The sequence below is a fragment of the Streptomyces sp. NPDC042371 genome (genome assembly GCF_056437465.1).
Window position 1 is genome coordinate 388,477 of record NZ_JBWKAP010000004.1, and the last position, 21,360, is coordinate 409,836.

At 70.9% G+C, this 21,360-nt stretch carries 17 protein-coding genes; 13 read left to right on the forward strand and 4 right to left on the reverse strand.

What is annotated here, in order from left to right; all coding sequences use genetic code 11:
* Positions 1 to 53: 53 nt before the first annotated feature.
* Both AC068B_RS14850 and AC068B_RS14855 read right to left on the reverse strand, forming a co-directional pair.
* Positions 54 to 1,268 (reverse strand): saccharopine dehydrogenase family protein, encoded by a 1,215-nt coding sequence (locus AC068B_RS14850; protein WP_478671798.1) that lies wholly within the window; start codon positions 1,266 to 1,268, stop codon positions 54 to 56.
* Positions 1,269 to 1,365: 97 nt separating this feature from the next.
* Complete coding sequence (locus tag AC068B_RS14855) at positions 1,366 to 1,815, reverse strand: 2-thiouracil desulfurase family protein (RefSeq protein WP_356259547.1); 450 nt, start codon at positions 1,813 to 1,815, stop codon at positions 1,366 to 1,368.
* 145 nt (positions 1,816 to 1,960) lie between these two features.
* Here AC068B_RS14855 and AC068B_RS14860 point away from each other — a divergent pair, with 145 nt between their 5' ends.
* The 6 genes from AC068B_RS14860 (at position 1,961) to AC068B_RS14885 (ending at position 9,854) form a co-directional block, all read left to right on the forward strand.
* Entirely contained in the window at positions 1,961 to 3,112 is a 1,152-nt protein-coding gene (locus tag AC068B_RS14860) for a CaiB/BaiF CoA transferase family protein (protein ID WP_478671799.1), read from the forward strand.
* The gene (locus AC068B_RS14865; RefSeq protein ID WP_478671800.1) at positions 3,112 to 4,137 is read left to right on the forward strand and encodes an LLM class F420-dependent oxidoreductase; all 1,026 of its coding nucleotides are present in this window, start codon (positions 3,112 to 3,114) and stop codon (positions 4,135 to 4,137) included. Before AC068B_RS14860 ends, AC068B_RS14865 begins: the two co-directional genes overlap by 1 nt.
* Positions 4,138 to 4,183: 46 nt before the next feature.
* Entirely contained in the window at positions 4,184 to 5,326 is a 1,143-nt protein-coding gene (locus AC068B_RS14870; protein ID WP_478671801.1) for an acyl-CoA dehydrogenase family protein, read from the forward strand.
* Positions 5,327 to 5,396: 70 nt separating this feature from the next.
* Positions 5,397 to 6,611 carry an acetyl-CoA C-acetyltransferase gene (locus AC068B_RS14875; RefSeq protein WP_478671802.1) on the forward strand — a complete coding sequence of 405 codons (1,215 nt, stop codon included), beginning with the start codon at positions 5,397 to 5,399 and terminating at the stop codon, positions 6,609 to 6,611.
* Between the two features lie 230 nt (positions 6,612 to 6,841).
* The gene (locus tag AC068B_RS14880) at positions 6,842 to 9,025 is read left to right on the forward strand and encodes a 3-hydroxyacyl-CoA dehydrogenase NAD-binding domain-containing protein (RefSeq protein ID WP_478671803.1); all 2,184 of its coding nucleotides are present in this window, start codon (positions 6,842 to 6,844) and stop codon (positions 9,023 to 9,025) included.
* A 109-nt stretch (positions 9,026 to 9,134) separates the two neighbouring features.
* A complete protein-coding gene (locus AC068B_RS14885; protein ID WP_478671804.1) occupies positions 9,135 to 9,854 on the forward strand; it encodes a hypothetical protein in 720 nt (239 codons plus the stop codon).
* A gap of 51 nt (positions 9,855 to 9,905) precedes the next feature.
* Here the strand turns inward: AC068B_RS14885 and AC068B_RS14890 are convergent, their stop codons facing one another.
* Positions 9,906 to 10,655 carry a MerR family transcriptional regulator gene (locus tag AC068B_RS14890; RefSeq protein ID WP_478671805.1) on the reverse strand — a complete coding sequence of 250 codons (750 nt, stop codon included), beginning with the start codon at positions 10,653 to 10,655 and terminating at the stop codon, positions 9,906 to 9,908.
* A gap of 133 nt (positions 10,656 to 10,788) precedes the next feature.
* Between AC068B_RS14890 and AC068B_RS14895 the strand changes: the two genes are divergently transcribed.
* From AC068B_RS14895 to AC068B_RS14915, 5 genes are all read left to right on the forward strand, one after another.
* Positions 10,789 to 12,594 (forward strand): AMP-dependent synthetase/ligase, encoded by a 1,806-nt coding sequence (locus AC068B_RS14895; protein WP_478671807.1) that lies wholly within the window; start codon positions 10,789 to 10,791, stop codon positions 12,592 to 12,594.
* A 157-nt stretch (positions 12,595 to 12,751) separates the two neighbouring features.
* A complete protein-coding gene (locus AC068B_RS14900; RefSeq protein ID WP_478671808.1) occupies positions 12,752 to 14,221 on the forward strand; it encodes an amino acid permease in 1,470 nt (489 codons plus the stop codon).
* Positions 14,222 to 14,275: 54 nt separating this feature from the next.
* Entirely contained in the window at positions 14,276 to 14,755 is a 480-nt protein-coding gene (locus tag AC068B_RS14905) for a macro domain-containing protein (protein ID WP_478671809.1), read from the forward strand.
* Positions 14,756 to 14,848: 93 nt separating this feature from the next.
* Positions 14,849 to 15,352: a hypothetical protein gene (locus AC068B_RS14910; RefSeq protein ID WP_478671811.1), complete on the forward strand. Its 504-nt coding sequence runs from the start codon at positions 14,849 to 14,851 to the stop codon at positions 15,350 to 15,352.
* A gap of 71 nt (positions 15,353 to 15,423) precedes the next feature.
* Positions 15,424 to 16,218 (forward strand): alpha/beta fold hydrolase, encoded by a 795-nt coding sequence (locus tag AC068B_RS14915; RefSeq protein ID WP_478671812.1) that lies wholly within the window; start codon positions 15,424 to 15,426, stop codon positions 16,216 to 16,218.
* Positions 16,219 to 16,279: 61 nt separating this feature from the next.
* Here AC068B_RS14915 and AC068B_RS14920 read toward each other — a convergent pair whose 3' ends face one another.
* Complete coding sequence (locus AC068B_RS14920) at positions 16,280 to 17,782, reverse strand: M1 family metallopeptidase (RefSeq protein ID WP_478671813.1); 1,503 nt, start codon at positions 17,780 to 17,782, stop codon at positions 16,280 to 16,282.
* Between the two features lie 202 nt (positions 17,783 to 17,984).
* Between AC068B_RS14920 and AC068B_RS14925 the strand changes: the two genes are divergently transcribed.
* Together AC068B_RS14925 and AC068B_RS14930 are read left to right on the forward strand one after the other, a co-directional pair.
* Positions 17,985 to 19,955 (forward strand): Xaa-Pro dipeptidyl-peptidase, encoded by a 1,971-nt coding sequence (locus AC068B_RS14925; RefSeq protein WP_478671815.1) that lies wholly within the window; start codon positions 17,985 to 17,987, stop codon positions 19,953 to 19,955.
* Entirely contained in the window at positions 19,952 to 21,232 is a 1,281-nt protein-coding gene (locus tag AC068B_RS14930; protein ID WP_478671816.1) for a M14 family metallopeptidase, read from the forward strand. The genes AC068B_RS14925 and AC068B_RS14930 overlap by 4 nt, the downstream gene beginning before the upstream one ends.
* Positions 21,233 to 21,360 lie beyond the last annotated feature (128 nt).

Sequence of the window (21,360 nt, forward strand, 5' to 3'; positions counted from 1 at the left end):
CCCTATGGAGATGCCCCGCACGGGAACGTGCGGGGCATCTCCATAGGGCGTGCCTACTGCTCAGCGCGTGTCTCCTGCTCCGCGACGACCCGGAACGAGAGCCCCGCCGCCCGCAGCCTGGTGATCAGCGCGTCGCCCATCGCCACGGCCGTGGTGACCTGCCCCGCCGTCGGCGGCAGGGAGTCGAGGGCGAGGCACAGCGCCGACTCGCCCAGCATCCGCGCGGTCTCGTCGTACCCGGGGTCGCCGCCCGAGACCTCGGTGAACACCCGCTTCCCGCCGCCCTCGCCGACGAACCTGACCGAGAACCACGACGAGGCCCGCCGCGTCTCGCTCGGCCCGTCGCCCGGCTTCAGGCGCGCGGACAGCCACCGCCGTGCGGGCGGCAGTTGTGCCACCGCGAGGAGGCCGCCGAGGGCCACGGGGGCGCCAAGGGCGACCGGCAGCGTCTTCACGGCCGCGTAGTGCCGGTAGCGGAAGTCCGGCCCGTACCGGTCGAGGGCGCGCGCCGAGCGCTGCACCACCTGCGGGTCGATCGTCGGCAGGGGAAGGGCCCACGCGCCGATCGCGCCCGCGTACCGGGGCGCGCCCGGCGGCGCGTACGCCTTGCGGTCCACCGAACGCGGCTCGTGCCGTCGGCGGTCCTTCGCGGCGGCCAGCATCTGCGGACCCCGCCCGAACTGGTTGAGCGCGGAGGCGAAGGTGCCGCCGGAGAACCGCGCGCCCACCCGGACGAACCCGTCCACGCGCAGCGGCACCCCTTCGGGCAGCTGCTGCACGGTGAAGTAGGCCCCCAGGTCGTGCGGGACCGAGTCGAAGCCGCAGGAGTGCACGAGCCGCGCGCCGGTCTCCCGCGCGCGGGCGTCGTGCTTCACGTACATGAGGTCGACGAACTCCGGCTCACCCGTCAGGTCCACGTAGTCCGTGCCCGCCTCGGCGCACGCCGCGACGAGATCCTGTCCGTACGTCAGGTACGGCCCGACGGTCGAGGCGACCACGCGCGCGTGGGTGGCCATGTCCCGCAGGGAGGCGGGGTCCGCCACGTCGGCGCGGACCAGGGGGAGTTCGGCGCACGCCGGATTGATCGCGGAAAGCCGCTTCCGCAGCTCTGCCAGCTTCGTGGTGTCGCGCCCGGCGATGGCCCACCGCACCCCTTCGGGGGCGTGGGCGGCGAGATGCTCGGCGGTGAGCACTCCCACGAAACCCGTCGCTCCGAAGAGCACGATGTCGTATGCGCGTTCGCTGTCCTTGCTGATGCGACCGGTCATGGCACCTCTCCGTCGTGGGCCCCGTGCTGTTGTGGGTGGCCGAGGCTAGCGTGAGCGGCGGACGCCGATTCCAGGAGGTGACCGCGACCTGGCGCGTTCACGCCCCGGGGGCCGTCCGCACCGTGATGCCGTGCCGTTCCAGGAGCGCCGCCGTGACCCCGTCCCCCGACACGAGCCTGCCGCCGAACGACCCGTCGTACACCGCCCCGCGGCCGCACGAAGGGCTGCGCGGCATCAGGAGCGCCTCCGTGCACCCGCCGTGGCGCGCGGCGGCCAGTGCGCGCTGTGCGCCGTCCACGAACTGCGCCGTCACGTCGCGCCCGGTGTCCTCGACCACCCGGGCCGTGCCGTCCAGGACGTCGTGGCCGTCGCCGCCGACGAGCTCGGCCGGGCGGCGCGGCGTCGGCAGGCCTCCCGCGGCCTCGGGGCAGAACGACACGACCGCGCGGCCCGCCACCGCTTCGTCGAGCTCGGGTGAGGCCTTGTCGCGGCCGTCGTAGCGGCACGGGACTCCCCGCAGACATGCGCTGACCAGTACGGAATCCATGCACTCAGGCTAGGCGCCGCACGGGTCCCGTGGTCGGGCGGGCCAGAATTGGCTAAGCGCTTGCTCGTCAGGGGCTTGTGCGCGGTGGAACACGTTCTTAGCATCACTGGTGTTACATCAGTTGTGTCACAGTGCTGGGGGCTCAATGACAGTGCCGGGCAAGGGCGTTCACGGACCGCTCGCCGGAGTGCGCGTGGTGGAGCTGGCGGGCATCGGGCCCGGCCCGTTCGCCGCCATGCTGCTGGCCGATCTCGGCGCCGACGTCGTGCGCGTCGACCGGCCGGACGGCGGCGGCCTCGCGATCAACCCCGAGTACGACGTGACCAACCGCAACAAACGCTCCGTCGTCATCGACCTCAAGGCGGACGACGGCGCGGCCCGCGCCCTCGACCTGGTCGAGCGCGCCGACGTCCTCATCGAGGGCTACCGGCCGGGCGTGGCCGAGCGTCTAGGAGTCGGCCCCGACGACTGCCGCGCCCGCAATCCGAAGCTGGTCTACGGCCGGATGACCGGCTGGGGTCAGGAAGGACCGCTCGCCCTGAGCGCCGGACACGACATCGCGTACATCGCGATCACCGGCACCCTCGGCATGATCGGCAACCCCGACGAGCCGCCCGCGATCCCCGCGAACCTCGTGGGCGACTACGCGGGCGGCTCGCTCTATCTCGTCGTCGGCATCCTCGCCGCGCTGCACCACGCGCGCGAGCACGGCGAGGGGCAGGTGGTGGACGCCGCCATCGTCGACGGCGCGGCCCACCTCTCCACGATGATCCACGGCATGCTCGCGGCCGGTGGCTGGCAGGACCGCCGCGGCGCCAACCTCCTCGACGGCGGCTGTCCGTTCTACGGCACGTACGAGACCGCGGACGGCGGCTACATGGCCGTCGGCTCCCTGGAGCAGCAGTTCTACGACGAGTTCATCGCCCTGCTCGGCCTCACCGACGACGCGCCCGCCCGCAAGGACCTGGCCCGCTGGGGCGAGCTGCGCGACGCCGTCGCCGCCCGCTTCAAGGAACGTACGCGCGACGAGTGGACGGCCGTATTCGAGGGCTCAGACGCGTGCGTGGCGCCCGTGCTGTCCCTGCGCGAGGCGCCAGAACACCCGCACCTCGCGGCCCGCGGCACCTTCACCGACCACGGCGGCATCACCCAGCCCGCCCCCGCACCCCGCTTCTCCGCGACCCCGACCCAGGTCCGCAGCGGCCCCGCACAGCCCGGCGCCGACACCGCCGACGTGGCCCACGACTGGGACGTACCGGCCCTCGCGCGCCCCTCGACCGAAGAGGAAGACCACTGATGCGGATCTCGGCACCGCTCGCCTACGCGGGCGACCCGCGCGAAGCGGCCGACAGCGTCGCGGCCCTGGAGTCCGCGGGCCTGGACGCCGTGTGGGTCGCGGAGGCGTACGGCTTCGACTCGCCCACGATCATGGGCTATCTGGCGGCGCGCACCGAGCGCATGAAGATCGGCGCCGCCATCCTCAACGTCTACTCCCGTACCCCCGCCCTCATCGCCCAGACCGCCGCGGGACTCGACGCGGTCTCCGGCGGGCGTGCGATCATCGGGCTCGGCGCCTCGGGCCCGCAGGTCGTCGAGGGCTGGCACGGCAAGGCGTACGACAAGCCGCTCGGCCGCACCCGCGAGGCCATCGAGCTGACCCGCCGCATCCTGCGCCGCGAAGTCATCGACCACCACGGCATCACGGACATGCCGCTGCCTCCGGAGAAGGGCGGCAGGCTCGGCAAGCCCCTGAAGATCCTCACCAGGCCGGTGCGCCCCGAAGTCCCGCTGTACGTCGCCTCCCTGGGCCCCGCCAACGTCCGCATGACCGCCGAGATCGCCGACGGCTGGCTGCCCACCCTCTTCCTGCCGGAAAAGGCCCACCAGGTGTGGGGCGCCTCGCTCGCCGCGGGCAAGGAGAAGCGCGATCCGGCCCTCGCACCGCTGGAGACCGTCGCCGGGGGACTGCTCGCCATCGGCGACGACGCGGCGGCCGTGCGCGACCTCGCCCGCCCGCAGATCGCCCTCTACGTAGGCGGCATGGGCGCCAAGGGGAAGAACTTCTACAACGACCTCGCGGTCGCGTACGGCTACGAGAAAGAGGCCGCACGCATCCAGGAGCTCTACCTGGCCGGGAAGAAGAAGGAAGCCGAAGCGGCCGTCCCCGACGAGTTCTGCGAGCTCATGTCGCTGTGCGGGCCCGAGGGTTACGTACGCGAGCGCGTCGAGGCCTTCCGCGAGGCGGGCGTCACCATGCTCAACGTCATCCCGGTCGGCCCCGAACCCGCCAAGTCGATCGCAACCGTCAAGGGCTGGCTCTGACCGGGCTCGCAGCTTCTCTCACAGGGCTCCAGGAGGCCACGTACAGATGAAACGGCAGATCTTCGCCGCCGAGCACGACGCGTTCCGCGAGACCGTCCGCACCTTCCTCGCCAAGGAGGTGCTCCCGCACTACGAGCAGTGGGAGAAGGACGGCATCGTCTCCCGCGAGGCCTGGCTCGCGGCAGGCAAGCAGGGGCTGCTCGGCCTCGCCGTCCCTGAGGAGTACGGAGGCGGCGGCAATGACGACTTCCGCTACTCCGCGGTCCTCGCCGAGGAGTTCACCCGCGCGGGCGCCGCCGGACTCGCGCTCGGCCTGCACAACGACATCATCGGCCCCTACCTGACCTCCCTCGCCACCGACGAGCAGAAGCGGCGCTGGCTGCCCGGCTTCTGCAGCGGCGAGATCATCACGGCCATCGCGATGACCGAGCCCGGCGCGGGCTCCGACCTCCAGGGCATCCGCACCACCGCCGAGGACCGCGGCGACCACTGGGTGCTCAACGGCTCCAAGACGTTCATCTCGAACGGCATCCTCGCCGACCTCGTCGTGGTCGTCGCCAAGACGTCCCCCGAAGGGGGCGCCCACGGCCTGTCCCTCCTTGTCGTCGAGCGGGGCGCGGAGGGCTTCGAGCGGGGCCGCAACCTCGACAAGATCGGCCAGAAGTCCCAGGACACCGCCGAGCTCTTCTTCAACGACGTACGCGTCCCCAAGGAGAACCTGCTCGGCGAGCTGAACGGCGCCTTCATCCACCTGATGACGAACCTCGCGCAGGAGCGCATGGGCATAGCCGTCGCCGGGATCGCCGCCGCCGAGCACCTCCTGGACATCACGACGACGTACGTGAAGGAGCGCGAGGCCTTCGGGCGCCCGCTCGCCAAGCTCCAGCACATCCGCTTCGAGATCGCCGAGATGGCCACCGAGTGCGCCGTCACCCGTACGTTCCTCGACCGGTGCATCGTCGATCACTCGAACGGGGAACTCGACGCCGTGCATGCGTCGATGGCGAAGTGGTGGGCCACCGAACTGCAGAAACGCGTCGCCGACCGCTGTCTGCAACTGCACGGCGGCTATGGCTACATGACGGAGTACCGCGTCGCCAAGGCCTTCACCGACGGACGCATCCAGACCATCTACGGCGGCACGACCGAGATCATGAAGGAGATCATCGGCCGTTCCCTCCTTGGCTGACCCCCGGCCTCCCGGACCCCTCACCCTTCCGGACACCACACCCTCCCGGACACCCCCGAAAGGCTCACGCGTGACCACCGAAGCGTACGTATACGACGCGATCCGCACCCCGCGCGGACGCGGCAAGGCCAATGGCGCCCTGCACGGGACCAAGCCCATCGACCTCGTCGTCGGCCTGATCCACGAGATCCAGGCCCGCTTCCCCGACCTCGACCCGGCCGCCATCGACGACATCGTCCTCGGCGTGGTGGGCCCGGTCGGCGACCAGGGCTCCGACATCGCGCGGATCGCGGCCATCGCCGCCGGGCTGCCCGACACGGTCGCCGGTGTCCAGGAGAACCGCTTCTGTGCCTCCGGCCTCGAAGCGGTCAACCTCGCCGCGATGAAGGTCCGCTCGGGCTGGGAGGACCTGGTGCTCGCGGGCGGCGTCGAATCCATGTCGCGCGTTCCGATGGCCTCCGACGGCGGCGCCTGGTTCGCCGACCCGATGACCAACTTCGAGACCGACTTCGCGCCGCAGGGCATCGGCGCCGACCTGATCGCCACCGTCGAGGGCTTCTCGCGGCGCGACGTCGACGAGTACGCGGCCCTTTCGCAGGAGCGCGCCGCCGCGGCCTGGAAGGACGGCCGCTTCGCGAGGTCCGTCGTGCCGGTCAAGGACCGCAACGGCCTCGTCGTCCTCGACCACGACGAGCACCTGCGCCCCGGCACCACCGCCGACTCCCTCGCCAGGCTGAAGCCGTCCTTCAAGGACATCGGCGACCTGGGCGGCTTCGACGCGGTCGCGCTGCAGAAGTACCACTGGATCGAGCAGATCGACCACGTCCACCACGCGGGCAACTCCTCCGGCATCGTCGACGGCGCCTCGCTGGTCGCCGTCGGCACGAAGGAGGTCGGCGAGCGCTACGGTCTCACCCCGCGCGCGCGGATCGTCTCCGCGGCCGTGTCGGGCTCCGACCCGCTCATCATGCTCACCGGGCCCGCGCCCGCGACGCGCAAGGCGCTCGCCAAGGCGGGTCTCACCATCGACGACATCGACCTCGTCGAGATCAACGAGGCGTTCGCCGCGGTCGTGCTGCGCTTCGTCAAGGACATGGGTCTTTCCCTGGACAAGGTGAACGTCAACGGCGGCGCGATCGCTCTCGGTCACCCGCTGGGGGCGACCGGGGCGATGATCCTGGGCACGCTCGTGGACGAGCTGGAGCGGCGGGACCTCCGGTACGGGTTGGCCACGTTGTGCGTGGGCGGCGGGATGGGCATCGCCACGATCGTCGAACGGCTGTAGCGCCGTAGGGCTCGGCGACATCTGCCGACTGCGGGCCGGTGGTCCGTCCTCGCGCAGTTCCCCGCGCCCCTGAGGCAGCGGCTTCGCCGCGCCTCATGAAGGCGCACGGAGTGCGCCTTTCAGGGGCGCGGGGAACTGCGCGACCAGCCCCCACCGGCGGTCAGTCGGCCACGATCCTCCGCCGCCCTCCCCGGATACCGCCCGACATCAGACTTCACGGAGAAGAAGACATGACCGAGAGCACCACCATCCGCTGGGAACAGGACGACACCGGCGTCGTCACCCTCGTCCTGGACGACCCCAACCAGTCCGCGAACACCATGAACCAGGCGTTCAAGGAGTCCATCGCGGCGATCGCCGACCGCGCGGAGGCCGCCGTCCAGGCCGACAAGGACGCCATCCGCGGGTTCATCTACACCTCCGCCAAGAAGACCTTCTTCGCGGGCGGCGACCTCAAGGACATGATCAAGGTCGGCCCGGAGAACGCCCAGGAGGCGTTCGACGCGGGCACCGCCATCAAGAACTCGCTGCGCCGCATCGAGACCCTGGGCAAGCCCGTCGTCGCCGCGATCAACGGCGCGGCCCTCGGCGGCGGTTACGAGATCGCCCTCGCCTCGCACCACCGCGTCGCCCTCGACGTCTCCGGCTCCAAGATCGGCCTGCCCGAGGTCACCCTCGGCCTGCTCCCCGCGGGCGGCGGCGTCACCCGCACCGTGCGCCTCATGGGCATCACCGACGCGCTCCTGAAGGTGCTGCTCCAGGGCACCCAGTACAACCCGAAGCGCGCCCTGGAGAACGGCCTCGTCCACGAAGTGGCCGCCACGCGCGAGGAGATGCTGGAGAAGGCCCGCGCCTTCATCGACGCCAACCCCGAGTCGCAGCAGCCCTGGGACAAGCCCGGCTACCGCATCCCCGGCGGCACCCCGGCCAACCCGAAGTTCGCGGCGAACCTGCCCGCCTTCCCCGCCAACCTCAAGAAGCAGACGGCGGGCGCCAACTACCCGGCCCCGCGCAACATCCTCGCGGCGGCCGTCGAGGGGTCCCAGGTCGACTTCGAGACCGCGCTGACCATCGAGGCCCGGTACTTCACCGAGCTGGTCACCGGCCAGGTCGCCAAGAACATGATCCAGGCGTTCTTCTTCGACCTCCAGGCCGTCAACTCCGGCGCCAACCGCCCCAAGGGCATCGAGCCGCGCCAGGTCCGCAAGGTCGCCGTGCTCGGCGCCGGGATGATGGGCGCGGGCATCGCGTACTCGTGTGCCCGCGCGGGCATCGAGGTCGTCCTGAAGGACGTGTCGGCCGAGGCGGCGCGGAAGGGCAAGGGCTACTCCGAGAAGCTCTGCGACAAGGCCGTGGCCAAGGGGCGTACGAGCCGGGAGAAGGCGGACGCGCTGCTCGCCCGCATCACACCGGCCGCGGACCCGCAGGCCCTCGCGGGCTGCGACGCCGTGATCGAGGCGGTCTTCGAGGACACCTCGCTCAAGCACAAGGTGTTCCAGGAGATCCAGGACGTCATCGAGCCGGACGCGCTGCTCTGCTCCAACACCTCGACCCTGCCGATCACCACGCTGGCGGAGGGCGTCTCCCGGCCCGTCGACTTCATCGGCCTGCACTTCTTCTCACCCGTCGACAAGATGCCGCTCGTCGAGATCATCAAGGGCGAGCGGACCGGCGACGAGGCGCTGGCCCGCGCCTTCGACCTGGTGCGCCAGATCAACAAGACGCCGATCGTCGTCAACGACTCGCGCGGCTTCTTCACCTCGCGCGTCATCGGGCACTTCATCAACGAAGGCGTCGCGATGGTCGGCGAGGGCATCGAGCCCGCGTCCGTCGAACAGGCCGCGGCCCAGGCCGGATACCCGGCGAAGGTCCTCTCGCTCATGGACGAGCTGACCCTCACCCTGCCCCGCAAGATCCGCAACGAGACCAAGCGGGCCGTCGAGGCGGAGGGCGGCACCTGGGCGGGCCACCCCTCGGACACCGTCATCGACCGCATGGTCGACGAGTTCGAGCGCCCCGGCAGGAGCGGGGGAGCGGGCTTCTACGAGTACGTGGACGGCAAGCGCGCCGGGCTCTGGCCGGGGCTGCGCGAGCACTTCACCAAGCCGGGGCACGAGATCCCGTTCAAGGACATGCAGGAGCGGATGCTCTTCTCCGAGGCGCTCGACACCGTGCGCCTGGTGGAGGAGGGCGTCCTGACCTCGGTCGCCGACGCCAACATCGGCTCCATCCTCGGCATCGGCTTCCCGGGCTGGACGGGCGGCGTGCTGCAGTACATCAACGGCTACGAAGGCGGCCTGCCCGGCTTCGTCGCACGCGCGCGTGAACTCGCCGAGCGCTACGGAGACCGGTTCGCGCCGCCCGCGCTGCTGGTCGAAAAGGCGGAGAGCGGCGAGAAGTTCAGCGACGGCTGATCCCGCCGGGTGCCTCCGGTTCTGCCTGGTCAGGGGTGGAACCGGAGGCATGGTTGTCGCGTCGTATGCTGTCGTACGTCATGATCACGACAACTGAAGGGTGACCGCTGTGCGGTTCACGACCGGGGGAACGACGCGTGCGGTCGGCGTCGGAGTGCTGGTCCTCTCGCTGGCCCTGACCGGCTGCGGAGGCAAGAAGAACAAGAAGAAGCACAAGCGGGGATCCTCCTCCTCGCACAGCCGGACCGTCGGCGGCGCCACGGGCGGCAAGGGCACCGGTACCGGGTCGCTGAGCGCCGCGCGCCGGGCCCAGGAGATCCTGCCGCCCCTCGACACGATGCCCGCCGCCCTGCGCCACGTCGGCACGGAACTGCACACCCGGGCCAAGGCCCCCTCCCTGTGCAAGGACCCGGGCGGCAAGTGCAAGGGAGCCGTCGCCAACGGCCGGGTGGGGTACCTCACCGCGAACAAGGCCGAGGGCGCGAGCTACGACCTGATCGCGTACCGGAACACCCGTGCCGCCGAGCGGGCCTTCGCCTCCTGGGAGAGCTACGTGCAGCACAGCAAGCGCGAGGTCGCGGCCCTCGACGGCGCTCCGCAGGGCGACGAGAGCACCGTCTACGCGTACAAGTCGTCCGCGAAGCAGAACACCGTCACGATGGTCATCCGCCAGGGCGAGTACATCGGCACGCTCGACCTGCGGGACACCGCGGGCCGGGCGGCCGGACGGAAGGACCTGGCAGCCCTGTCCGAGGTCTACGCCGAGCGCCTTGCGCAGGCCACGCGGGACGAGACGCCGAGCGCGACGGCGGTCCACGTCAAGGTGTGACGGAGGCTGGTGGGGGAGTGGCCGGTGGGGGAGTGGCCCGTGGGGAAGGGCTCAGCCTTCCTTGAGCCACTCCCGCAGCTCCTCCTTGAGGGAGCGCTGGAACGCGGTCACCAGCGCCTGCACCACCATCGGCTGCATGTGCGCCGAGAGCGACCGCATCGCCGCCACGTGCTCGGGGTCCGACTCGCGCTCGCGGTAGGGCCCCCAGACCTCGTCGCGGAAGAGCCGGGACAGCTCGTGCGCGGCTGAGCGCGTGTGCTCCATCAGGACCGTGCGCGCCGCCAGGATCGTCTCGTGCGCGATGGGTACGTCCAGGAGCTGCACGCCCAGGCGCAGCAGGCCCGGGTCCACGCGGTACGTCCCCGGGGTCTGGGTCCTTGCGACCACGCCCATCGCCGCGAGCCGGTCCAGGTCCTCGTCGCCGAGCGGGCGGCCCGCCCTGCGTTCGAGCTCGGCTCGCGGGGCGTCCTCCGCCGAGTCGGGCGCCCACGACGCCACCAGGGCGCGGTGGATGGCCAGGTCGTGCGCGCTCAGGTCGGCGGGCAGCTGCTCCAGATACCGCTCGATCGCGGCGAGCGTCATGCCCTGGTGCTGCAACTCCTCGATGAGCGCGAGCCGGGACAGGTGCTCCTGGCCGTAGTGGCCGACGCGGCGCGGGCCGATCACCGGTGGTGGCAGCAGTCCCTTGGTGCTGTAGAAGCGGATGGTGCGGACCGTCACCCCCGCGCGCGCGGCGAGTTCGTCGACCGTGAGCGTCGGCTCCTCGGCCTCGGTCGTGACGCCCTCGGTGTCGGTCGTCATTGGCGGCGCCATCCCTCCCCGGTCGGCTCGGGGGACGTCTCCCCGCTTCGTGCGTCAATCCGGTGCAACAGTATTGCTGGCACACCAGTGTTGTGAAACCCTCCGGCCCAATCGATGGCACCAGGAGGCGGTCATGACCACGATCCTGCGACTCCCCGGGGACCCCGCCGACATCACGCTCCCCGCCCTGCTGCTCCGCAATGCCGAGGACCACGGAGAACTTCCGGCGCTCTCCTGGCGCGTGGGGGAGGAGTGGTCGACGCTCACCTGGCGCGAGGCGCGGCGCAAGGTCGCGGTCCTCGCCGCCGGTTACGCCGCGCTCGGCGTCGAGCGCGGCGGACACGTCCTGATGATGATGAACAACCGCCCCGAGCACTGGCTGAGCGACCTCGCCCTGGTGCACCTCGGCGCCGTCCCCGTCACCGTGTACGCCACCGCGGCCCCCGAGCAGGTCGCGCACATCGTCCGGCACAGCAGGGCCCGCTTCGCGATCGTCGAGGGCGCCCGCGAACTGCCGCGCTGGGAGCCCCTCCTGGCGGACCACACCGCCCCGCTGGAACGCCTCGTCGTCGTGGAGGCCGCCGAGGCGGGCGAGCACCGCACGTACGGCTCCCTGCACGCCACCGGCAGCCGCCTCTTCGACCCCGACGCCTTCGAGAAGGCCTGGCGCGAGGACCGCCCGACCGACGCCCTCACCGTCGTCTACACCTCGGGCACCACGGGCGACCCCAAAGGCGTCCGCCTCACCCACCGGAACCTGCTCCTCGGCGGCATCGCCCTGGACGGCGTCATCGAGTTCCCCGAGCACGTCGGACACATCTGCTACCTGCCCTTCGCGCACATCGCGGAGCGCCTGCTCGGCATCTACCTGCCGGTGCTGCGCGCGGGGCACGTCTACCTGTGCGCCGACCCCGCGCAGGTGGCCGCCACCGCGCGCGAGCTGCATCCGGTCCAGTTCTTCGGCGTCCCGCGCGTGTGGGAGAAGCTCGCCGCTTCCGTACGGGCGGCGCTCGCCGGGCTGCCCGAGGAGCGGCGCCGGGTCATCGAGGCCGCCAACGAGACGGCACGCGCGCACGTCGCCTGCCGGGAGCGGGGCGAGGAGCCCCCGGCGGAACTGCAGGATGCGTACGAGCGGGCCCGGCGGGAAGTCCTCGATCCGCTGCTCGCACTGGCCGGATTCGACCGGCTCGTGTGGACGGCGAGTGCCTCCGCGCCGATGCCGCTGGACGTGTCCCGCTTCTGGGCCGGATTCGGGCTCGTGATCATGGACGCGTGGGGGCTCACCGAGACCTCCGGCGTGGTCACGACGAACAGCCCCGCCGGATTCCGGCTCGGCTCGGTCGGCCGCCCCCTGGAGGGTCTCGACGTACGCATCGCGGAGGACGGCGAGATCCTCGTGCGCGGCGCCACCGTCTTCGACGGCTATCTGCGGCCCGACGGAGGCCTTGACGACGCCCGCGACACGGAGGGCTGGTTCGCCACGGGGGACATCGGGCGGCTCGACGAGGACGGCTACCTCTGGCTCACCGACCGCAAGAAGGAAATGATCGTGACGTCGACGGGCAAGAACGTCTCGCCCGCCCTCGTCGAGAACACGCTCAAGGAGCACCCGCTGATAGGGCAGGCCCTCGTCCACGGGGACGGCCGCTCCTATCTCGTGGCGCTGCTCGTCCTGGACCAGGAGATGGCCCCGGCCTGGGCCGTCGCGCGCGGTATTGAGGGGGATCCGGCCACCCACGAGGCCGTGCTTGCGGAGGTGGCCCGCGCGGTCGAGGCCGCCAACGCGCGCCTGAACCGCACCGAGCAGATCAAGCGCTACCGGCTGCTCACCGAGGAATGGGGACCGGAGACCGGCGAGCTGACGCCGTCCCTCAAGCTGCGCCGCAGGGTGATCCGTGACAAGTACATGCAGGTCATCGAGGGTCTGTACACCCCTTGACCACCATGTGAGAAGTCCCGCTATGTGACGTGCGCCACCGCGTGGGGGCGATCTCTGGGGGAAGGTGTCCCGTCGGTCCGCGCGCGTCAGGGGTGCGCGGGCCGGAGCACATCCGGACCCCGGAGCTCTTCCGGGCACCAGAGAGTAGATCCACCACGTGAGCAAGGAAGCCGTAGATTCGGCCACCCTGGACGCACCCGGCACGGATGCGACCCAGGCCCCCGCGGACGCGGGAGACGCCGGATACAGCAAGGACCTCAAGGCCCGTCACGTCAACATGATCGCGATCGGTGGCGCGATCGGCACCGGCCTCTTCCTGGGGGCGGGCGGCCGCCTCCACTCGGCGGGCCCCGCGCTCGCCCTTGCCTACCTCGTGTGCGGCATCTTCGCGTTCTTCGTCGTCAGGGCGCTCGGCGAGATGGTCCTCTACCGGCCCTCGTCCGGTTCGTTCGTCTCGTACGCGCGTGAGTTCCTCGGCGAGAAGGGCGCGTTCTTCGCCGGTTGGATGTACTTCCTCAACTGGTCGACCACCTGTATCGCGGACATCACGGCGATCGCGCTCTACACGCACTACTGGAGCTTCTTCACCGACATACCCCAGTGGGTGCTGGCGCTGATCGCCCTCGCGATCGTGCTCGCGGTGAACCTCGTCTCGGTGAAGTACTTCGGCGAGATGGAGTTCTGGTTCTCGATCATCAAGGTGGCCGCGCTGAGCGCCTTCATGATCATTGGTATCTGGCTGCTCGCCAGCCAGCACAAGGTGGGCGGCGAGACGCCCGGTCTCAACATGATCACCGACCACGGCGGCCTCATGCCGAACGGCCTGATGCCGGTCGTGATCGTCATGCAGGGCGTCGTCTTCGCGTACGCCTCCCTCGAACTGGTCGGCGTCGCGGCGGGCGAGACCAAGGACCCGCACAAGATCGTCCCGCGCGCGGTGAACTCGATCATGTGGCGCGTCGGCCTCTTCTACGTCGGCTCCGTGGTGCTGCTCGCGCTGCTGCTGCCCGGCGTGATGTACACGGCCGACCAGAGCCCGTTCGTGACGGTCCTCTCCAAGATCGGCGTACCGGCCGCGGGCGACGTCATGAACTTCGTGGTCCTCACCGCCGCCATGTCCTCGCTCAACTCCGGCCTGTACTCCACCGGCCGCATCCTGCGCTCCATGGCGATGTCGGGCTCCGCCCCGAAGTTCACCGCCAAGATGAACCGCAACCAGGTCCCCTACGGCGGCATCCTGCTCACCGCCTCCCTCGGAGTCGTCGGCGTCGGCCTCAACAAGGTGGTCCCGGGCAAGGCCTTCGAGATCGTCCTGAACGTGGCCTCGCTCGGCATCATCGGCACCTGGATCACGATCATGGTCTGCCACCTCGCCTTCGTGCGCAGCGCGAAGCGCGGCGAGATCACCCGGCCGAAGTTCCAGCTCCCCTTCAGCGGTGTCACCGAGTACGTGACGATCGCCTTCCTGCTCGCCGTCCTCTGCCTGATGTGGAAGGACGCCGAGGTCGGCCGCAAGACGCTGTTCCTCATCCCGGTCGTGGGCCTGGCCCTGGTCGCGGGCTGGTTCGGCGTCCGGCGCAAGGTGGCGCGCGAGGCCCAGAGCCTCACGGGGCCGCAGGACCGTTAGTCCTGGGCTGTCAGTTGGTCCTGGGCTGTCAGTGGCAGCCCGTACGGTGGCGTCATGTCGGAGATCACGTATGTCCGGGGTGACGCCACCGCGCCGTTCGGCAAGGGCACCAAGCTGATCGCCCACGTCTGCAACGACCTCGGGGGCTGGGGGAAGGGCTTTGTGCTCGCGCTCTCGCGCCGCTGGCCCGAGCCGGAGAAGGCGTACCGCGCCTGGCACCGGCAGCGCGCGAAGAACGACTTCGGCCTGGGCGCCGTCCAGTTCGTCGACGTCGGCCGCGGCCTGTGGGTCGCCAACATGGTGGGGCAGCGGGGCATGCGCACCGGCAGCAAGGGCGTCCCCGTGCGGTACGAGGCGATCGACACGGCCCTCGCCGCCCTGGCGGACAAGGCCGAGGAGCTCGGCGCCTCCGTGCACATGCCGCGCATCGGCTGCGGGCTCGCGGGAGGCAAGTGGTCCCGCATCGAGCCGCTCATAGCCGGGCGCCTGGGGGCGCGCGGGATCGCGGTGACCGTGTACGACTTCGGGGGCTGAGGCGCCCCGCCGCCGACCAGGGCCGCACCCTCTCCGTACAACTGCCTTGCATGTGTGCGTTGTTGCGCACGGATGAGCGGGTAGAGCTCCGACATGCAGTTCATCCCCCTGGAACTCGGGCCGGTCAACCCGAGGGCCGAGGAGTTGGCGCTCGCCGCTGTCCTGTGCGGTGCGCTCTGGCTCCTTCTCGCACGATTCCTGCCCCGCGTCGCGCGCGCCCTCGCCCCCACGGAACCCCCTCCGCCCGGCAGTCGGAGAGCGAGGCCGTCGATGCTGCTCTCGGAGGCGCACGGGCGCGGGCGCCGGGAAGGCGGCGGCCCCGCGGCCACCGGGCAGGCCCGGGGGGAGGCGGAGCGCGCCGAGGCGGAGGCCGAGCTGCGCCGCCAGATCTCCGAGTGGGCGTCCGAGGTGGCGGGGCGCATCGCGGCCGACCCGCTCACCGGGCCTCCGGCGGGGCCGGGCGTCACACCGGGCGCCGCGTCGGGTGCCGCGTCGGGCATCGACCCCGGCACGGACCCGCGCACCGGCCGACACCCCGACCGACGCACCGACCCGCCGACGGGCCCCGGAAGCGATCCAACGGGTTCCGGCCGCTAGCCGTACGCATTCACGCCCTCGTCCGCCGACGGCACTGGCGGCCAGGACCCCGCGCCCGGAGACTCGCAGCCATGGACGTCATGGTCTCGGTCAAAGACGGCGAAGTGTGGTCGCACGACTCGGGTGAACCGAGCGGCACGGGCGGCGGAAGCCTCCCCCTGGTCCTTCTGCACCCGGGCGTGGGCGACTCCCGCATCTGGGACGGCATCCTGCCGCGCCTCACGGAGCGGCACCGCGTGATCCGCTACGACGCACGGGGGTACGGCAGGTCGCCCGCACCGACCGCTCCGTTCTCGCTGGTCGAGGACCTGATCGCCGTCCTGGACCACTACGGCGTGGGCCGGGCCGTCCTGGCGGCATCCAGCATGGGCGGCGCGACAGCGATCAGCCTGGCGCTCCGCGACCCCGCGCGGGTGGCGAGCCTCGCGCTGATCGTCCCGGGCGTCACGGGGGCCGAGGATCTCCTCCCGCCCGAGTTCATGGCCGAGGTCGGCCGCCGTGCCCAGGCGGGCGACGTGGACGGCATCGTGACGATGATGCGGCGCGTCTCCGCGGCGGCGGGCACCGGCGCCGACCCCGAGGTGACGGCGCTGCTCAAGGCGGTGGTCCCGGCGTGGTTCGCCGTACATCCGCACCACGTGCCGGACCCACCCGCCTACGACCGTCTCGGCGAGCTCGACGTCCCCTGCACCCTGGTCATCGGGGAGCGCGACCAGCTGGAGGTGGTCCGCGTGAACGAGGCGATGGCCCAGCGCATTCCGGGCTGCCGCGTGGTGCGGCTCGCGCACAGCGACCACTTCCCGACGGTGCGGGAACCGGACGCGGTCCTGGACGTCATCCTGGAGGCGTACGCCGAGGCCCGCTGAGAGGAGAAGCGCGCCACCGCGCCGCCGGGAACCAGCCCCGACGGCGCGGCGCATGAGACCGTCAGTGATCGTGCCCGTGGTCGTGCACGCCGTTCGTCGCCGCGATCTGCTTCCACGACTTCGGCTTGGCCGGAGCGGCCGCCGACCGGGCGATCCCGGCCTCGCGCACGGCGGGAGCCGCGGGGCGCGACGGCTGGTAGAGCCACGTGTCGAAGAGCTCCGCGAGCGGCTTGCCCGAGACCTTCTCCGCGTACTTCACGAAGTCGCTCACCTTGGCGTTGCCGTACGCGTTCTTCTGCGGCCACCCCTTGAGGATGGCGAAGAAGGTGTCGTCCCCGACCTCGTTGCGCAGGGCCTGCAGGGCCAGCGCGCCCCGGTCGTAGACCGCGCCGTGGAACTGGTTGTCCGGGCCCGGGTCACCCGGCTTGACCGTCCAGAACGGGTCGTCGGCGGGGTGCTGGGCGTACACGTAGTCCGCCAGCTCCTGCCCCGTGCCCTCGCCCTCCTTCTCCGACCACAGCCACTGGCTGTAGCGGGCGAAGCCCTCGTTGACCCAGATGTCCTTCCAGCCGTCCACGGAGACGCTGTCGCCGTACCACTGGTGGGCCAGCTCGTGGACCACGATGGAGGCGTTGGAGCCGTTCGCGAACGCGGAGGGGCTGTAGAAGGGCCGGGTCTGGGTCTCCAGGGCGTAGCTGCTCTTCACGTTCGGGACGTAGCCGCCGAGTGCGTTGAAGGGGTACTTGCCGTAGAGCGTCTCGAGCCACTCGGCGATCTCGGTGGTCCGCTCGATGCTGGCCCGCGCGGAGCCCGCGTTGTCGCCGAGGTCCTTGCTGTAGGCGTTGAGGACCGGAAGGCCGGACTCCGTCTTGTCGGTCGTGATGTCGAACTTGCCCACCGCGAGCGTGCTGAGATAGCTGGCCTGCGGCTTGTTGGAGCGCCAGTTGTAGCGGGTCCAGCCGAGCTTGGAACTCTGCGACTGCAGCACACCGTTGGAGATCGCCTGGGTGCCGTCCGGCACCGAGACCGACACGTCGTACGTCGCCTTGTCCAGCGGGTGGTCGTTGGACGGGAACCACCACACGGCGGCCTCCGGCTCCTGCGCCGCGACGCCGCCGTCGGGCGTGCGGTGCCAGGCCGTGTAGCCGTTGATCTTCAGCTCGGACGGCTTGCCCGAGTACCGCACGACGACGGTGATCGGCGTGCCCTTGGGCAGCCCGGCCGACGGCGTGATCTCCAGCTCCTGGTCGCCGGTCTTCGCGAACTTCGCCTTCTTGCCGTTGACCCGCACCTCGGAGACCTTGAGGCCGAAGTCGAGGTTGAAGCGCGAGAGGTCCTGCGTGGTGCGGGCGTTGAGCGTCGCCGTGCCTTCGAGCAGGTCGGTCTTGGGCTGGTACTTCAGCCGCAGGTCGTAGTGCGAGACGTCGTATCCGCCGTTGCCGCTCGCCGGGTAATAGGGGTCGCCGATGCCCGGGGCCCCGGGGGAGAAGTCCGCTGCCGATGCCGGGATCGCCAGCAGGAGAGAGGCCGCGAGAGCGCCCGGGGCGATGAGTCTGCGGTGCACAAGAGCTCCAAGTCGTAGGGGCACAACATCTTTTCGTCTTGAACGTGGAGCCTATTCAGCCCCTTCCGCATGCGTCATGTCCATGGCCCCATACGTCACACGATTGCCATTCGGCCGACATGTGCCTGGATGTCCCATGCACCTGTCGCTGCTGCGTGCGGCCCTCTGTCGCACAGGAGTTCACCGGTGTAGCTTCCGCGCCATGCCGATACGTGCGCGACGCACCCGCATCCTGTGGAGAACACTGCTGACGGCGGCCCTCGCCGCCCTGATCGCCACCCTCATGTCCCCGGTCGCAGCGCAGGGGGCCGCCCCGGCCCCGCGCACACCGGGCGAGAGCAGACCCGTGTACTCGTACGAGGACGCGATACGCGAATCCGTATGGGTCGACATCGGGATCGACGGCGACGCGGACGGCAAGGCCGACCGCGTCGCCGTCGACATAGTCAGACCCCGTGAACTCGACCGCACGGGCCGCCGGATACCCGTGATCATGGACGCGAGCCCGTACTACTCCTGCTGCGGACGCGGCAACGAGAGCCAGCTGAAGACGTACGACGAGAACGGCGACCCGGTCCAGCTCCCGCTGTACTACGACAACTACTTCGTGCCCCGCGGCTACGGCTACGTCGCCGTGGACCTCGCGGGCACGAACCGCTCCGACGGCTGCGTCGACGTCGGCGGCCGCTCCGACGTCCGCTCCGCCAAGGCCGTCGTCGACTGGCTGAACGGCCGCGCCCACGGCTACACCAGCCGCACCGGCGGCGAGCGCACGAAGGCCACCTGGACCAACGGCGCCACCGGAATGATCGGCAAGAGCTACGACGGGACCGTCGCGCAGGGCGTGGCCGCCACCGGAGTGCGCGGCCTCAAGACCATCGTCCCGATCGGCGCGATCTCCTCCTGGTACGACTACTACTTCGCCAAGGGCGCCCCGCTCTACGGCAGCGGCCCCGACCGGCTGGCGAACCTCGTGGAGAGTCCCGAGGCCCGCGCCCGCTGCGGCGCCGTGCAGCAGCGCCTGGTCGACGGGGCACCCCGCTCCGGCGACTGGACCCCGCTGTGGAGCGAGCGCGACCACGTCCCGGACGCCGACAAGGTGCGCGCCAGCGTCTTCGTCGTCCACGGCATGCAGGACCTCAACGTCCGCACCAAGCACTTCGGCCAGTGGTGGGACGCGCTCGCCGAGAACGGCGTCGACCGCAAGATCTGGCTCAGCCAGACCGGCCACGTCGACCCGTTCGACTTCCGCCGCGCCGACTGGGTCCGCACCCTGCACCGCTGGTTCGATCATGAACTCCTCGGCTACGACAACGGAGTCGACCGCGAGCCGATGGCCGACATCGAGCGCGCCCCGGACCGCTGGAGCACCGACCGCGTCTGGCCGCCACGCGGCACCCGCGCCGTCCAGCTCCGCCCCGCCAAGGGCACGGCGCCGGGCGTCGGCACCCTCGGCATCCGGCCCGGCAAGGGCACCGAGACGTTCACCGACGACCCGCGCCTGAGCGAGACGGCCTGGGCCGAGCAGATCGACACATCGACACCGGGCAAGGCGGGCTTCACCAGCAAACCGCTCGCCCGTGACCTCAGGCTGTCCGGCTCCTCGACGGTGACCGTCACCGCGACCCCGACGACCCGCACCGCGCACCTCTCCGCGGTCCTCGTCGACCTGGGCCCCGACACCATCCGGGACTACGCCGCCACGGGCGAGGGCATCACCACCCTTCCCGAACGCACGTGCTGGGGAGCGAGCACCACGGGTGACAGCTCCTGCTTCAAGGAGACGCGCGCGAAGACCGCCGACGTCGACTACACGATCTTCAGCCGGGGCTGGGCCGACCTCGGCAACTGGGCCGACGCAGGCCACGGCCGCCCGCTCACCCCGGGCAAGCCGCACACCATCACCCTCGACCTCGCCGCCACCGACCACGTCGTGCCCAAGGGCCACCGGCTCGCGCTGATCGTGGCGGGCACCGACCGGAATCTGATCGAACCCCCCGCCGACACCCCGACGCTCACCGTCGACCTGGCCCGCACCTCGGCGAAACTGCCCCTGGTCGGCGGCGCGGACGCGTTCACCACCTCCGCAAACGTCATCCCCCGCGCATCCCGTCTCGACGGCGTGGCCCCGCCGCGTCGCATCAACCCCGTCCCGGGAGGCAGCACTTCATGACTCCGCGTATCCGCTCCCTGGCGCTCGCCTGCGCCACCGCCGCACTCGCCGCGCCACTCCTGACGGCGCCCGCCCAGGCGACGCCGACCCCGCCCCGTACCGGATTCGAGGAGACCAACGGGGCGCGCTGGACCACGCAGCCCGAGGAACAGGACCTCCTCGCCACCGTGGACCGGGCCACGAAGCGGGTCTCGGTCGCCCGCATCGGCACGACCAAGCAGGACCGTCCCGTGCAGCTGGTGCGCATCGGCGAACGCCCGGCGAAGAACACGGTGTTGCTGATCTGCAGCCAGCACGGCGACGAGCCGTCGGGCCGCGAGGCGTGTCTGTCCACGATCCGCGACCTGGCGTACGCGAAGGACAAGAAGACGAAACGCTTCCTCAGCCGCACCACGCTCCTCGTCGTGCCGACCGCCAATCCGGACGGGCGTGCCGCCGACACCCGCGGCAACTCCGACGGCACCGACATCAACCGCGACCACCTCGCCCTGCAGACCGCCGAGGCCCGCGCCATGGCCGCGGTGATCAGGGACCGCAAGCCCGACGTCATCTACGACCTGCACGAGTACGGGTCCACTCCCAAGTACTACGAGAAGGACCTGTTCGACCTCTGGCCGCGCAACCTCAACACCGACGAGGCCGTGCACGGCGAGGCGCAGACGCTGTCGAAGGCGTACGTGCGACCGGCCGCCGAGGGCGACGGGTACAGCACGGGCACGTACGGCATCTGGACCGACCCCGTCACCGGCGACCCCATCAAGCAGACCGCGGGCGACGGCCAGGAGCGCATCCTGCGCAACATGTCCGGCATCAAGCACGCCGCCGGGCTGCTGATCGAGAGCCGCGTCGATCCCCTCACGGACGCGGAGAAGAGGGACGAGGCGCTGAACAACCGGCGCCGCGTGACGTCCCAACGCTCCGCGCTCGGCGGCCTGCTCGACTTCACGGACGAGCGCCGCGGGACGCTGGAGGCGGCCACCGGAGCGGCCCGCGCCGAGGGCTTCCGCGACCGCGGCCCGGTCTACGTCGGCGGCGCGGACAACGACCCCGCCGAGCCGTCCGAGATCATCCAGGACCCGCCCTGCGGTTACCGTCTGAGCGCCGCTCAGTACCGCGACATCAAGGACGAACTTGCCCTGCACGGAGTCACCGTGAAGCGCACCGAATCTGGCGCGTACGTGCCGCTGCGGCAGTCCGCGCGGGCCCTCGTGCCGCTGCTGCTCGACGAGCGTGCGCCGTATCACATGGTCACAGGTACGCCCGACATGGCCTGTTGAAAAGGTGAGAGGTGCGTCACATGTGGTAGGGGGTAACGGAGAACAAAGTCTCGACTCAATGCAGACCCCTTGAAAGGTGTCACTTGTGACGCAGGATCAGCATAAAGCGGACGACGGGGGAGGGGCGT

Bases quoted from the DNA above. Each gene is read 5' to 3' on its own strand.
- AC068B_RS14850 (WP_478671798.1), bottom strand. From the start codon at position 1,268: ATGACCGGTCGCATCAGCAAGGACAGCGAACGCGCATACGACATCGTG.
- AC068B_RS14855 (WP_356259547.1), bottom strand. From the start codon at position 1,815: ATGGATTCCGTACTGGTCAGCGCATGTCTGCGGGGAGTCCCGTGCCGC.
- AC068B_RS14860 (WP_478671799.1), top strand. From the start codon at position 1,961: ATGACAGTGCCGGGCAAGGGCGTTCACGGACCGCTCGCCGGAGTGCGC.
- AC068B_RS14865 (WP_478671800.1), top strand. From the start codon at position 3,112: ATGCGGATCTCGGCACCGCTCGCCTACGCGGGCGACCCGCGCGAAGCG.
- AC068B_RS14870 (WP_478671801.1), top strand. From the start codon at position 4,184: ATGAAACGGCAGATCTTCGCCGCCGAGCACGACGCGTTCCGCGAGACC.
- AC068B_RS14880 (WP_478671803.1), top strand. From the start codon at position 6,842: ATGACCGAGAGCACCACCATCCGCTGGGAACAGGACGACACCGGCGTC.
- AC068B_RS14890 (WP_478671805.1), bottom strand. From the start codon at position 10,655: ATGACGACCGACACCGAGGGCGTCACGACCGAGGCCGAGGAGCCGACG.
- AC068B_RS14895 (WP_478671807.1), top strand. From the start codon at position 10,789: ATGACCACGATCCTGCGACTCCCCGGGGACCCCGCCGACATCACGCTC.
- AC068B_RS14905 (WP_478671809.1), top strand. From the start codon at position 14,276: ATGTCGGAGATCACGTATGTCCGGGGTGACGCCACCGCGCCGTTCGGC.
- AC068B_RS14910 (WP_478671811.1), top strand. From the start codon at position 14,849: ATGCAGTTCATCCCCCTGGAACTCGGGCCGGTCAACCCGAGGGCCGAG.
- AC068B_RS14915 (WP_478671812.1), top strand. From the start codon at position 15,424: ATGGACGTCATGGTCTCGGTCAAAGACGGCGAAGTGTGGTCGCACGAC.
- AC068B_RS14925 (WP_478671815.1), top strand. From the start codon at position 17,985: ATGCCGATACGTGCGCGACGCACCCGCATCCTGTGGAGAACACTGCTG.
- AC068B_RS14930 (WP_478671816.1), top strand. From the start codon at position 19,952: ATGACTCCGCGTATCCGCTCCCTGGCGCTCGCCTGCGCCACCGCCGCA.